Annotated in this window: 9 protein-coding genes; 6 read left to right on the forward strand and 3 right to left on the reverse strand. The window is 74.6% G+C overall.

Translation table 11 applies throughout. The features are described 5' to 3' along the window. The first annotated feature begins 153 nt into the window (after positions 1–153). A complete protein-coding gene (locus FB457_RS33410; protein WP_047019679.1) occupies positions 154–609 on the forward strand; it encodes an iron chaperone in 456 nt (151 codons plus the stop codon). Here the strand turns inward: FB457_RS33410 and FB457_RS33415 are convergent. Further along, complete coding sequence (locus FB457_RS33415; RefSeq protein ID WP_145784313.1) at positions 602–3,484, reverse strand: LuxR C-terminal-related transcriptional regulator; 2,883 nt, start codon at positions 3,482–3,484, stop codon at positions 602–604. The genes FB457_RS33410 and FB457_RS33415 overlap by 8 nt on opposite strands. 142 nt (positions 3,485–3,626) lie before the next feature. Here FB457_RS33415 and FB457_RS33420 point away from each other — a divergent pair, with 142 nt between their 5' ends. Continuing rightward, positions 3,627–4,094, forward strand: coding sequence for a pyridoxamine 5'-phosphate oxidase family protein (locus FB457_RS33420; protein WP_145784316.1), 468 nt, complete (start codon positions 3,627–3,629; stop codon positions 4,092–4,094). A 322-nt stretch (positions 4,095–4,416) separates the two neighbouring features. On the opposite strand, the gene FB457_RS33425 is transcribed toward FB457_RS33420, so the two are convergent. Then, positions 4,417–4,677, reverse strand: coding sequence for a DUF6059 family protein (locus tag FB457_RS33425; protein WP_047014278.1), 261 nt, complete (start codon positions 4,675–4,677; stop codon positions 4,417–4,419). Between the two features lie 422 nt (positions 4,678–5,099). Between FB457_RS33425 and FB457_RS33430 the strand changes: the two genes are divergently transcribed. The 4 genes from FB457_RS33430 to FB457_RS33445 all read left to right on the forward strand — a co-directional run bounded on the left by FB457_RS33430 (position 5,100) and on the right by FB457_RS33445 (position 9,989). Further along, positions 5,100–7,844, forward strand: a complete 2,745-nt coding sequence (locus tag FB457_RS33430) for a LuxR C-terminal-related transcriptional regulator (RefSeq protein WP_145784318.1) — start codon at positions 5,100–5,102, stop codon at positions 7,842–7,844. A 207-nt stretch (positions 7,845–8,051) separates the two neighbouring features. Next, entirely contained in the window at positions 8,052–8,834 is a 783-nt protein-coding gene (locus tag FB457_RS33435) for a thioesterase II family protein (RefSeq protein WP_486589229.1), read from the forward strand. 28 nt (positions 8,835–8,862) lie between these two features. After that, entirely contained in the window at positions 8,863–9,090 is a 228-nt protein-coding gene (locus tag FB457_RS33440) for an acyl carrier protein (protein WP_047014281.1), read from the forward strand. Continuing rightward, the gene (locus FB457_RS33445) at positions 9,087–9,989 is read left to right on the forward strand and encodes a 2-oxo acid dehydrogenase subunit E2 (RefSeq protein WP_145784322.1); all 903 of its coding nucleotides are present in this window, start codon (positions 9,087–9,089) and stop codon (positions 9,987–9,989) included. Before FB457_RS33440 ends, FB457_RS33445 begins: the two co-directional genes overlap by 4 nt. 127 nt (positions 9,990–10,116) lie before the next feature. Here the strand turns inward: FB457_RS33445 and FB457_RS33450 are convergent. Further along, on the reverse strand, positions 10,117–13,546 hold a 3,430-nt coding region (locus FB457_RS33450; protein WP_145784324.1), incomplete at its 5' end, for an SDR family NAD(P)-dependent oxidoreductase.

Here is a 13,546-nt window from a genome sequence, read left to right on the forward strand (position 1 = left end):
AATCCGGGCGGGACTGTGGGCCACGGGCGGGTACGTCCGTGACGGATTCCGTGGTGGGCACGGAGGCGTTCCGCGGCTCTCCGGAGCGAGGCTGTGCGCATGGCGATCGGCCGGGTGAAGGACCGGGCCGGAGCCGGGAACACGGGAGTGATCATGGGCACGAGCGAGACCGGCGGCGCGTACGAGGGGTTCTCGGCCGAGGAGCGGGCCGCGATGAAGGAGTACGCCCAGGAGCGGAAGAAGGCGGCGCGCCGCGGCTCGAAGGCGGACAAGGCGGCGGAGGCGGTGCGGGACGTGCTCGCGAAGATCGCGGAGATGGACGACTCGGACCGGGTCATGGCCGAGCGGATCCACGCGGTCGTCACGGCGACGGCGCCGGAGCTGGCGCCGAAGACCTGGTACGGCATGCCGGCGTACGCGCGGGACGGCAAGGTCGTCTGCTTCTTCCAGAGCGCGGGGAAGTTCAACGCGCGCTACGCGACGCTGGGGTTCAGCGATCTGGCCAACCTGGACGAGGGCACGATGTGGGCGGCGGGCTTCGCGCTGACCGAGGTGACGGACGAGGTGGAGGCGCGGATCGCGGCGCTGGTGAAGCAGGCGGTCAGCTAGCCGGGCGCGGGCGCCGCCGCGGCGGCGGTCCGGCGTCCTCGGGTGCGGCGTCCTTCCGCTCCGCATCCTGCGGTCCGGCGTCCCGCGTGCCCGTGTCGTCCGGTACGAGGCCGAGGCCGGCCAGCGCCGCCTCGCCCGTCGCGGTGTGGTCGCCGCCGGCGAGCAGCAGCGTCCGGGCCGCCTGGTACGGGCTCCCCGCCGCGGTGAACGCCCCCGCGAGGGCGGGCAGCCGCGACAGGTCGCCGTCGAGCAGCGCCTCGGCGCGGTCCACCTGGGCGGCGGCGACCGGGTTGCCGGCGACGACGGCGCGGGCCGCGACGATCCGCTCGCGGGCGGCCGGGTGGCCGGCGAGCACCGCCGCCTCCGCGCGCAGCGCGACGTACCAGTGCAGCCAGATCCAGCACACCCACTTCCACACCTCCTCCGGCTCGGGCGCGACCCGCTCCAGCGCGGCCCGTGCGTCGCCGCGGTGGAGCAGGACGGTGGCGTCGAAGACGGCGCCGTAGCCGTGCCGGTGCTCCGGCGTGGTGTCCGCGCGGGCGGCGAGGGCGAGCCAGGTGGCGCGGGCGGTGTCGTCGCCGCGCAGCCCGTGGACCATGGCGACCGACGCGGCTCCGGCGGCGAGGGAGAGCGACTGCTGCCCGCCGCTGTGCTCGAAGGAGTCGCGGAAGCGGACGGCGTGGGCGAGGGCCTCGTCGGCGCGGCCGGCGAAGGCGTCGGCGACGAGCAGCCATGAGGTGGCGTGGTGGCCGGCTTCTGCGAGCAGCGGGTGCTCGGCGAGCTCCCTGCCCCACTCGCGGGCGCACTCCAGTTCACCGGCGCCGACCGCGGTGCCGGCGGCCATGGCGAGGGCGTCCATCCGCTCGTGGGTGACGGCGGGCGTGGGCGGCAGGGGCGCCAGCGCCTCCGTCCTGCGGCGGGTGGCGGATGCGGTGGCGAAGGCGTCGCCGGCCCAGCTCAGGGCGCCGGACAGGGCATCGAGGGCGGCGGACTCCGTCACCGGGTCGGCCGCGCGGCGGGCCAGGGCGACGGCCCGTTCGACGCGCTCGATCGTCTCTGCCACGGCGTTCTCCGCGTCGCCTTGCACGGCGCCGTACGCGTCGCTGACCACCGCCGCCTCAGCCAGCGCGACGGCCGCGCTCGCGCGGGGGTCGGCGCCGGCCAGCTCGCGGGCGCGGGCAAGCATCGCGGTGACCTCCGCGACGGCGGGGAGCCGGACGAAGGAGGTCGAGAAGCGGTACGCGGCGGTGGCGGCCTCGGCGAGATCGCGGCCGGCGGCCGCGGAGTCGCCCGCGCGCTCGGCGGCCTCCGCGGCGGCGCGGTGCAGGCGGTACACGTCGTCGCCGAGCCGCCGGCAGCCGGCGACCGCAGCGGCCTGCCGCAGCGCGACCGCAGCGCCCGCCCCGTCGGCGAGGGCTGCGGCCTGCTCGTACCGCTGCTGGGCCTCGCCGAGCAGGGTGCGGGTGAACGCCAGCCCGGCCAGCGACAGGGCGAGCCGGTGGGCCCCGGCACGAAGCTCTGGCCGGGCTGCGGCCCAGCCGAGCGCGACCCGCAGGTCCTCGGCGAGGTCGTCGAACCGGGCGCGCCAGTCCGGGCCGCCGGCGCCGGTCAGCTCCCCGGCGGCGGCGGTGCACCAGCCGAGGTGGCGGGTGCGTACGGCGGTCTCCTCGCTCGCGGCGGCGAGGTGCCCGGCCCCGTACTGGCGGATGGTCTCCAGGGCCCGGTAGCGGGTGCCGGCCGCGGTCGGGGCGACGGCGAGGAGGCTCTGCTCGGCGAGCCGGCCGAGGCCGTCGGCGACGGCGGCGGCGTCCTGCGGGCCGTCTCCGGCGACCTCTGCCGCCGCCGCGGCGGTGAACGGCGCGACGAACACCGACACCCGGCGCAGCAGCACCTGGTCCTCCGGCTCCAGCAGGTCGTGGCTCCAGTCGAGGACCGCGCGCACCGAGCGATGGCGGTCGTCCGCGCGGGCGCCGCCGGTGAGGAGCCGGAGCTGGTCGCCGAGGCCCGCGGTCAGGCCGTCGAGCCCGAGCGTGGACCAGCGGGCGGCGGCCAGCTCGATGGCCAGCGCCATGCCGTCGAGCCGTTCGCAGACGGCCGCGACGCCCTCGCTTGCGCCCGGTCCCGGCGGCCAGCCGACCGCGGAGGCGCGGTCCATGAACAGGGCCACGGCGTCGGATTCGTCGCCGCCGTCGCGGGACAGCGGGGGCACCGGGAAGACGCGTTCGAAGGGGACCAGGAGCCGGGCCCTGCTGGTGGCGAGCACGCGCAGCTTGGGGCAGGCGCTGAGCAGCCGCTCCAGGAGCGGGGCGACTCCTTCGCGTACGTGCTCGCAGTTGTCCAGGACGAGCAGCGCGTCGTGGTCCGCGAGCGCGGCGAGTACGGCGTCGTCCGCGTCGCGTCCCGGCTGCTCGCCCACGCCCACGGCGGCGGCGACCGCGGCGCCCACCCGTGCCGGTTCGGTGACCGGGACCAGGTCGGCGAACCACACGCCGTCGGCGAACTCGCCGGCCAGGTCGCCGGCGACGGCGAGCGCGAGGCGGGTCTTGCCGACGCCCCCGGGGCCCACGGCGGTGACCTGCCGCCGTTCCCGTACGGCGGCGGCCAGCTCGGCGCGCTCCCGCGCGCGGCCGACGAACGAGGTCAGCGGCGCGGGCAGGGCGGGCGCGGTCTGCCCGGGGCGGGCGGTGGGGGCGGCCGCGTGGCGGGCGAGGGCGCGCCGGTCGGGCAGGTGCAGCTTGCGCAGGAGGGAGGAGACGTGTGATTCGACGGTGCGTACGGAGATGAAGAGGCGGGCGGCGATCTCGGCGTTGCTCAGGTGCTCGCCGAGGAGCGCGAGCACGTCGGCTTCGCGGGCGGAGATCGGCGGGGTGGACACGATCTCATTATCCGCGGTGTTCTCCGTGGTCAGCACGGAGGCGGTGCGGGGGTGGGCAGGGCGAGGCTGTGGTGGCGATCGGGCCCGGTGCGGTTCCGGCCGGCGGATCGCGTACGAGCCTCACGACGACCAGGAGCGAGAGATGACCGCAGCCACGCACCCCGCCGAGCCCCGCACCCGCGCGCTGCGCCGCCGGGACACCGAGCACCGGCTGGCCCACGACGTCGACGTCTGGGTGGCGAGCGCGGCGCCGGACGGCGTGCCGTATCTCGTACCGCTGTCTTTCTCCTGGGACGGCGAGGCGCTGTGGGTGGCGACGCCCGCGGAGAGCCCGACCGGCAGGAACCTGGCCGCGACCGGGACCGCGCGGCTGGCGCTGGGGCCGACGCGGGACGTCACGGTGATCGACGGCGATGTCGAGTCCTTCGAGCTGGAGGCGCTGCCGCGGGAGCACGGGGACCGCTTCGCGGCGCGCTCGGGCTTCGACCCGCGCGGGCTGTCCGCCCGGTACCGCTGGTTCCGGATCACCCCGCGGCGGATCCGGGCGTGGCGCGAGGTGAACGAGCTGCCGGGGCGCGAGCTGATGCGCGGTGGCCGCTGGCTGGACTGACACCGCGGCCCCGCTGTGTCGCGCTTCACACCCTCCCGGAGGCGGGCATGGAACAACCGGAGGTCACCTCCCGTTGAACCGGGCGTGGGTACGGAGGGAACAGTGTCCCCGGGCCTCACCTCTCGCCCGTGGGGAAGATCGTTCGGCTGAAGCCCCATGGAGCCTTTCGCCGCGAGGCGACCGCCCTCCGTATCCCCCTCAGACCGCCCCGGTCGGATCCCCCCTCCGACCGGGGCTTCCCCTTTGCCGCCTGCCGCGTACGCCGGCTCCTTCGTCCCCGTACGGGCTCTGACCGGGTGCCTGACCGCCGGTGTCCGTGCGGCTACGCCCCCGGGCTCTTCTCCTCGCCGATGGCGTCCGGCAGGGCTATGTCGTCCAACTGGCGGCGCAGGGCTTCCTCTTGCTCCGTGAGCGGGACGTCGGGGCGCAGCCGTTCGGGGTGCCCCGGGGCGGGACCCGGTGGAGGCGGAGGCGGGGGCGGGGGCGAGACAGGGGGCGCGGGCGGGATGAAGAACCAGACCCGGCCGAGCGACGTCAAGGCTTCCTGCAGCGCGCGCAGCAGCCAGGCAAGGGCAGCAACCATCCGGGCAGACTGTTGCGCGGCGCCAAAGTCCCGCCAAAATCTCGCTGCGCCACCCCCCTACGGACCGTCCGCGGCGCCACGATGGGACCCGAGGGCGCACCTCGGGGGCTCACGCGCCGTCCGGTACGCCCACCTTCGCTCCCGCAGGTCGGGAGCGGTGCTCGCGGACCGATGCGATTGTCCCAGGGGATGTATACTCCGCAGCACCACAACAAGGCCAGGATGAATGGCGCAAAACGGACCTAGGCATAATCTCGCGACCTGAGAAAAACCCGGCCTTGCGCAACCAAACTCGACCTGTGAAACTACTAACCGAATACGCGGTACGGCGCTTCCCCTGAGCGCCGTATGACCTGGACTTGCTCAGGTGCATTGATTCCCACGACGAATCAATTGTGCCAACGGGAGGTGAGTAATCCGGTATGGCTTTCGTCATCCGTGCGGCCGAATTCGAGGCGCTGCGGTCTGCTTTCTCTCGCTGTCTCCACGGCATGTCGCGCACAATTCTGATCGAAGGCGGCGTGGGGTGCGGCAAGAGTGCTCTTTTACACGCCATCACAGAACACGCGGCCGACATGGGCGCGACCATCCTCAGCGTCCAGGGCAGGAGTACCGCGGCGCACCCGCCCATCTCCCTGTTCCAGCAGCTCGTCGCGCAAGTGCCCGCCCCGCCGCCCGGCGAGGGCCCCGCGGGGGCCACGCCCGCGCTGCAGTTCAGTGCCGCGCTGCCGCATGTCGCGGAGAACGGCGCGGTGGTGATCAGCATCGACGACGTGCAGGACATCCCCTGGTCCGAGCTGGACTTCCTGCTCCAGGCGGTCGGCTGGCACCGCAGCCGGCGCACCCTCGTCCTGCTGTCCCACTGCCCGCACCTGCGCCATCGCGACCAGCCGGTCAAGACGGAGCTGCTGCGGCGGCCGAACGCCCAGCGCATCCACCTGGGGCCGCTGGACGAGCGCGGGGTGCGGGCGGCGGTCACCACGCGCGTCAACCGCCCGCACGAGCAGTGGATCGAGCTGCTGCACCACCTCAGCGGCGGCAGCCCGCTGCTGCTGCGCGCGCTCCTCGAGGATCTGCGGGACGAGGACATGGAGGCCCGGCCGACGGGCGCGGAGTCCGCGGCGGAGCTGGGGATGTACGGCCGTGCCGTCGTGTCCTGCCTTTACCGCAGCGGCGCCACCGCCGTGGAGTTGGGGCGGCTCATCTCCGTGCTCGGGGATTCCGCTGCGCCCGAGCTGCTGTCGGGCATGACCCGTATTTCACCGGCCGTCATGGACCAGCAGTTGGAGGCGCTGCGCCACTCCGGCCTCCTGGACGGTACGAATTTCCGGCACGAGAGCGCTCCCCGGGAAATTCTTGCGGACCTCGGCACCCTGCAGCGAAACGAATTGCACCGGCGCGCGGCGGTGGTCCAGAACAATGCCGGCAGTCCCACCACGGAAGTGGCCCGGCATCTCCTCGCCGCCCGGCACGCGGCGGAGGCGTGGCAGCGGTCCGCGTTGCGCGACGCCGCGGAGACGGCCATCGGACAGGAAAACATACGGCTGGCCGTCAGGTATCTTGAACTGGCGCTGGAAAACAGCCCGAGCGGCCCGGACCGTATCGAGATATACATGCGCCTGGCGCTCATCACGCAGCGCATCAGCCCCGCGGCCACGGAAATCCGGCATCTCACCGCATTGCTCAGCGCCTTCCACGCGGACAAGATGCCGAGCACGGCGTACGACGGGCTCGCGGACCTGCTCTTCAGCTACGGCAAGGTCCAGGAGGCGTTCGCCGTGCTGCAGCGGCAGGGCGCCGAGTCGAGTGCCGCGGACGTACGCGCCGGCGACCACCCCAGCATCGCCTGGCTGTGGGCCTGGTACAGCCACCACTCATCCGGGCAGGAGGACGCCGGGCAGGATGGCCGGGATGCAGAGCAGGAGGGCGGTGCCCAGAACGCGCGGCTCCCGCCGGCCGACGGCGGCGCGCGGAGCCCGTACGCGTCGGCGACTTCTCTCTTCCAGACCTTCGAGGGCACGTTCCTCTTCGGCGGCCGCGGCGACTGGGCCGCCGCCGCCGAGAACCTGCTGGAGGTCTCGACCCTCTCCGACGCCACGGTCTGGTCGCTGGCCAGCTCGATCAAGGCCCTCGTCATCGCGGACCGGCTCGACGCGGCCTGGCAGTGGTGCGAGTGGCTGGTCAAGGAGTCGGCGAGCCGGGACGCGCCCGGGTGGCAGGCGATCTTCTCGCTCCAGCAGGCGATCGTCGCGCTGCGGCAGGGCAAGCTGGCCGCCGGCCTGGACTGCGTCCGGCTGGTGGAGAGCGTCATCACCGAGCGCAGCACGGGCTACGCGTGCGCGGCCGAGGCCGTACTCGCGGCGCTGCACATGGAGATGGGGCGCTATGACGAGGTGGCGCGGGTGTTCGCCAAGCCGATTCCCCCGGCGTGGGAGAAGAGCGTCTACTGGCTGAGCTACCTGTGCATCCGCGGCTGCTTCCACCTCGCCACGAACAGGCCGCACTCGGCGCTCGCGGATTTCCTGCGGATCGGGAAGGTCGCCGAGCGCACCCTGGTCGACCACCCCACGCTGGTTCCGTGGCGGCTCTACGTCGCCCAGGCGTGGCTGCACCTGGGCGACCAGCAGATGTCCGCCCGCATGCTCGCCGAGCACACGGCCCGTGCCCCCGGCCACGGCGGTCGCGACCACGCGATGGTGCTGCGGCTACGGGCCCGGCTGGCGCCGCCGCACAAGCGCCCCGGGCTGCTGTTCCGGGCGATGGACGAACTCCTCGCCACCGGCGACCGGTTGGATCAGGCGCGTACGCTGCACGAACTCGGCGTCGCGCTGCACGGGCTCGGGCACGAGTCCTGGGCCGCCAGGGCGCAGGCCGCGGGCGCGCACATCGCCCGCAACTGCCTGCCCGACCAGGCCGTGGCGCGCACGCCCGTACCGGAGCGGACCAGCAAGGCCGTGCACGACACCCTGGGCAAGGAGCGTCTGCTCACCCGGGCCGAGCACCGCGTGGCCGCGCTCGTCGCCAAGGGCCTGACCAACCGTCAGGTCGCGAACCGGCTGCACATCACCGTGAGCACCGTCGAGCAGCACCTCACCCGCATCTACCAGAAGCTCGGCATCTCCCAGCGCGCCGACATCGGCACGCGGCTGAAGAGCATCCCGCCCTGACCACCGCACGCCGCGGGGGCGCGGCCGTCGCCGGCACCGCGCCCCCCGCCACCGCCCCGCGGTCCCGTACCTCTTTAGAAGCTCTTTGTCGGGCTTTCAACCGGTGTCCGTAGCGTCGCGGTCCACAAACGAGTCGGAGTGCTCAAGGTGCGCTCTCCACGTGTGCCGCCTCTCGCACCCGGGAGAGCGCGGGAAGGCGTTGGCACGGTGCCCACTGAGATCCCGTTCGACGAGACGTGGCTGCGCCGCTTCGGCACGGCCCGGCAGCCGGACGTACGGCTTGTCTGCCTGCCCCACGCGGGCGGCGCGGCGACCACGTTCTTCCCGCTGCAGCGGGAACTGCCGCCGTCGGTCGAGTTCGTGGCCGTGCAGTACCCGGGCCGGCACGACCGCAGGCACGAGCAGCCGCTGCGCGACGTCCGCACCCTCGCCGACCGCGTGGCTGCCGCGCTCAGGCCGCTGACCGACCTGCCGCTGGTGCTCTTCGGACACAGCATGGGCGCGGTCGTCGGCTTCGAGACCGCCGCCCGGCTGGAGCGGGACGGCGCCAACCCGCCCCTCGGGCTGGTCGCCTCGGGCCGCCATTCGCCGGCGACGCCGCGCGTCGAGACCGTGCACCAGCGCGACGACGACGGGCTCATCGACGAGATCACCAAGCTGAGCGGCACCGACCCGCAGATCCTCGCCGACCCGGACATGCGTGCCATGATCCTGCCGGCGCTGCGCGCCGACTACACCGCCGTGGAGACGTACCGCTACGACCGGAGCTTCCTGCTGCGCTGCCCCGTCAGCGTCTTCACCGGCACCGCGGACCCGAAGGTGACCGAGCACGAGGCGGCGGCCTGGGAGCCGCTGACCTCCGGCGCGTTCCGCATCGAGCGGTTCCCCGGTGGCCACTTCTACCTCGACGGCGCGGAGCGGGCCGTCGCCACCGCCCTCCTGCGCGACATCCGGGCGTTCACGAACACGCCCGCGACGCAGCCCCGTTGACCCACCCCCGAAAGGTAGTGCCCGCTTCATGACGACCATCGACGATCTTGTGGTGCTGATCCGTGACGAACTGGGGCTGCCGGTGTCCGTCGAGGACGCCGACCGGCCTCTGGACGAGATCGCCGGCTGGGACTCGGTGCACCTGCTCTGGCTGACGGCGGCCATCGAGCGCCGCACCGGCCGCAGCGTGTCGCTGCCGGACCTGCTGGAGGCCGGCAGCCTCAGCGGCATCCACAAGGCGGCGGTCGCGGCGTGAGCGTCAGCCGCTTCCCCGCAGAGCGCCGCCACACGCTCTACCACTGCGACGAGATACGCGCCTCGGCGCCGGTCTTCCTCGACACCGAGGTGGACATGAGCCGGATCCAGGAGCACCGGGCGGAGGCCCGGCGCGCCGGGCGCCGGTACTCGGTCGTCTCGTACGTCCTCAAGGCGTCCGGCAGCGTGCTGGCCGCGCACCCGGAGGCCAACGCGGCCATCCGCGGCCGGCTCCGCCCCAAGGTCGCGCGCTACGCGACCGTCGGCGGCAAGGTGACGCTGGACAAGACCCTGGGCGGGCGCCGCGTGGTGCTGTCCTCGGTCGTGCCGAGGCTGGAGCAGTCGAGCCTGGACGACGTGCAGCAGTACGTGGACCGGCTGCGCGACGGGGACCCCGAGACGATGCCGGAGTTCGAGGCGGTGCGCAAGCTGCACCGGCTGCCCGTGCCGGTGGGCCGCACGCTGTTCCGGCTGGCGACGCGGTCGTTCGCGCACCGGCCCGAGCTGCGGGGCACCGTCGCCGTCACCTCGCTGGGCCACCGCGCGGTGGACAGCTTCCACTCGGTCGGCGGTACGACCGTCACGCTGGGCCTCGGGCGGATCGTGGACCGCCCGGTCGTCAGGGGCGGCGCCGTCGTAGTCGCGCCGGTGATGCGACTGAGCCTCGCCTTCGACCACCGGGTGATCGACGGCGCGGAGGCGGCCGACGTGCTGTCCGAACTCAAGGACTTCCTGGAGGGGTACGCGCCGGAGGCGGCCCCCGAGACGGCTGCCGCCGGGGAGGCGGACGTCGCCGAGCCGGCCGCGGAGGAGCCGTCCGGGGAGCCCGCCGCTCAGGAGGAGGTCGTGCACGAGGCGGTCGACGCCCGCGACCCGGCCTCGCCCGCTCCGAGCACCTGACCCTCTCCGCACCGCACCCGCGGGGGTTCGGCATCCCCGCCACCTGCCCCGCCGGCCCGCGTACTCTCGTCGCGGGCCGGCGGTCTTTTCGTCCGCCCCGGTCCACCGGCCGGGCCGGGCGCGGGAGTCAGTCCCGGCCCAGCTCCCGGTCGATCATCGCGAACATCTCCTCGTCGCTCGCCGCGTCCAGCGCGCCGCCGGGCTCCTCGGCCGTCGGGCCGGCCTCCTGCGCCCCGCCCTGCCGCACGTCTTCGAGCTGCCACAGCAGGGCCTTCAGCCGCGCGGCGAGCCGCGTCTGCTCCTGCTCGTCGAGCGCGCCCGCGGCCAGCATGTCCTCCAGTTCGCCAAGGCTGCCCGCGCCGGCGTCCGCAGGGGCTGCCGTGGCCGGTGCGCCCGGCAGCTCCCCGTCGACCAGGGCGGCGAGCGCCTCCGCGGTCGGGTTGTCGAAGACGGCTGTGGCCGGGAGCCGCAGGCCGGTCGCGGCGTTGAGCCGGTTGCGCAGCTCCACGGCGGCCAGCGAGTCGAAGCCGATGGTCTTGAACGCGGCATCGCGCGGTACGGAGTTGGCCGAGCCGTGCCCGAGCACGGCAGCCGCGTGCGTACGTACGAGCCGCACCAGCGCCTCCGAACGTTCCGCCGCCGGCAGCTCCGTGAGCTGCGCCCGCGAGCCGCCCGCCGCGGGCGAGTCGTCCGCCGCGGCCGTGCGCCGCGCCGGCCTGACCACCTGCCGGAGCACCGCAGGCACCGCCACGCCCTCCTCGGCGCGCGTGCTCAGCCGCGCGGGCACCACGGCAGCGTCGCCCAGCGCCACGGCCTCGTCGAGCAGCGCCAGCCCTTCGGCGGTGGCCAGCGGCAGGATGCCGGTGCGGCTCAGCCGGGCCACGTCCGCGTCGCTGAGGTGGCCGGACAGCTCACTCTCCTCGGCCCAGTAGCCCCAGGCGAGCGAGACCGCCGGCCGGCCCTGGGCCTGCCTGCGCTGCGCCAGCCCGTCCAGCCAGGCGTTGGCGGCGGCGTAGTTGCCCTGCCCCGCCGTGCCGAGGGTGCCGGCGATGGACGAGAACAGCACGAAGCCGGCGAGGTCGAGGCCGCGGGTCAGCTCGTCCAGGTGCGCGACCGCGTCCACCTTGGGCGCCAGCACCCGGTCGACGGCGGCGGCGTCGAGCGTCTCGACGGTGCCGTCCGCGGTCACGCCCGCCGCGTGCACGACGGCCGTGAGCGGATGCTCCGCCGGTACGCCGGCCAGGAGCCGTACGACGTCCTCGCGCCGCGACACGTCGCACGCGGCGACGGTGGCCTCGGCCCCGAGAGCGGCAAGCTCGGCCCGGAGCGCCGCGGCTCCGGGCGCGTCCATCCCCCGGCGGCTGGTGAGCAGCAGGTGCCGTACGCCGTGGACGGTCGCCAGGTGGCGTGCGACCTGCGCGCCCAGCGCGCCCGTGCCGCCGGTGACGAGTACCGTGCCGGCGGGGTCAGGCGGCACCGGCACGGTCAGCACGATCTTGCCGACGTGCCGGGCCTGGCTCATGAAGCGGTACGCCTCGGGCGCGCGCCGCACGTCCCAGGTGCGCAGCGGCAGCGGGGCGAGCACGTCCGACTCCAGCAGCGTGACGATCTCGGCGAGCATCTCGCGGATCCGGTCGGGGCCCGCCTCCATCAGGTCGAACGCCCGGTAGGCGACCCCCGGGTGCCGCTCCGCGACGTCGGCGGCGGCGCGGATGTCGGTCTTGCCCATCTCCACGAACCGCCCGCCCGCGGGGAGCAGTTCGAGCGAGGCGTCCACGAACTCCCGGGCCAGCGAGTTGAGGACGACGTTCATGCCGGCGCCGCCGGACGCGCGCCGGAACCGCTCGACGAAGTCGAGGTCGCGGGAGGAGGCGATGCGCTCCTCCGGCAGCCCCAGCTCGCGCAGCAGCCCCTGCTTCGGCGGGCTGGCGGTGGCGTACACGTCCGCGCCCCAGTGCCGCGCCAGTTGGACGGCCGCCATGCCGACGCCGCCGGTGGCGGCGTGCACGAGCACCGCGTCGCCCTTGGCCAGCCGACCGAGGTCGCGCAGGCCGTAGTACGCGGTGAGGAAGACGACGGGCACGGCGGCGGCCTGCGCGAACGTCCAGCCCTCCGGCATCGGCGCCAGCATGCGCCGGTCGGCGACGGCGACCGGGCCGAAGGAGTGCGGGAGCAGGCCGAGCACCCGGTCGCCGGGCGCGAGGTCCGTCACGCCCGGGCCCACCTCGGTGACGACGCCGGCGCCCTCGCTGCCCATGATCTGCTCGCCGGGGTACATCCCGAGCGCCATGAGCACGTCGCGGAAGTTGAGCCCGGCGGCGCGCACGGACACCCGCACCGTGCCGGGGGCGAGCGGCGCCGACGCCTCGGGCGCGGGCAGCAGTCGCAGGGACTCGATGGTGCCGGGGGTCGCGGTGTCCAGCCGCCAGGCGCCCGCGTCGGCGGGCGGGGTCAGCGGCGGATCGTCGCGGAGGTGGGTGAGGAGGGGGGTGTGCGCGGTGCCGTGGTGGAGGGCGAGTTGGGTGTGGGTGAGCGCGTGGGCGAGGGCGTGCGGGAGGTGGGTGCGGGTGTCGGGGTGGTCGTCGGTGTCGACGAGGTGGATACGGCCCGGGTGCTCGGCCTGCGCGGAACGCGCCAGGCCCCACAGCGCGGTGTGCGCGGGGTCGGTCGCGGGGTCGGGGTCGGTGGGCAGGGCGTGGGCGTGGCGGGTGAGGAGGACGAGGGGGGTGTCGGTGAGTCGGGGTTCGGCGAGGTACTGCTGGAGGAGGGTGAGCAGGTCGTGTACGGCCTGGTGGGCGGCGGCGGGGGTGGGGGCGCCGGGTGCGGGTGCGTAGACGACGGCGGTGGGCTGGTCGTCGGCGGCGAGGAGCGCGTTGAGGTCGGGGTGGTGCCGGGCGGCGGAGTCGGGGACCGGCGCGGCGGGGCCGAGGGTGGTCCAGCCGGTGAGGTCCGTCGCGTCGGCCGGGAGTTGCTGCGGCGTCCAGCGCAGGGCGTAGAGGTGGTCGGGGATGCCGGCCGGCTGGGGGCCGGCGGGGAGGGTGCGCAGGGTCAGCTCGCCGACCTCGGCGACGAGGCCGCCCTGCGTGTCGTACAGGGTGATCTCGGCGGTGTCGGGGCCGACGGTGGTGGCCTTGACGCGCAGGTGGCTGGCGGCGGTGGCGTGCAGCGCCACCTTGGACCAGGCGAACGGCACGCGGATGCCGGCGTCGGGGCTGTCGCCGCCGTCGACGAGGAGGGTGTGGAGGGCGGCGTCGAGGAGGGCCGGGTGAAGCCCGAAAACGTCCGGGCCGTGTTCCCCGGTGTGCTCCTCGGGCAGTACGACCTCCGCGTAGCGGGTCGTCCCGTCCTGCCAGAGCGCGGTCAGGCCGCGGAAGCCGGAGCCGTACTCGTAGCCCTGCTTCTCCAGCCAGTCGTACGTGTCGGTGAGGTCCACGCTCGTGGCGCCCGCGGGGGGCCAGGCCGCCTGCCACGGTTCGCCGGTCGGGTCGTCGGTGGCGGGGGTGAGGCGGCCGGTGGCGTGCCGGGTGAAGGGGCGATCCGGGTCGTCATCCGGACGG

Source organism: Streptomyces sp. CNZ287, assembly GCF_007827615.1.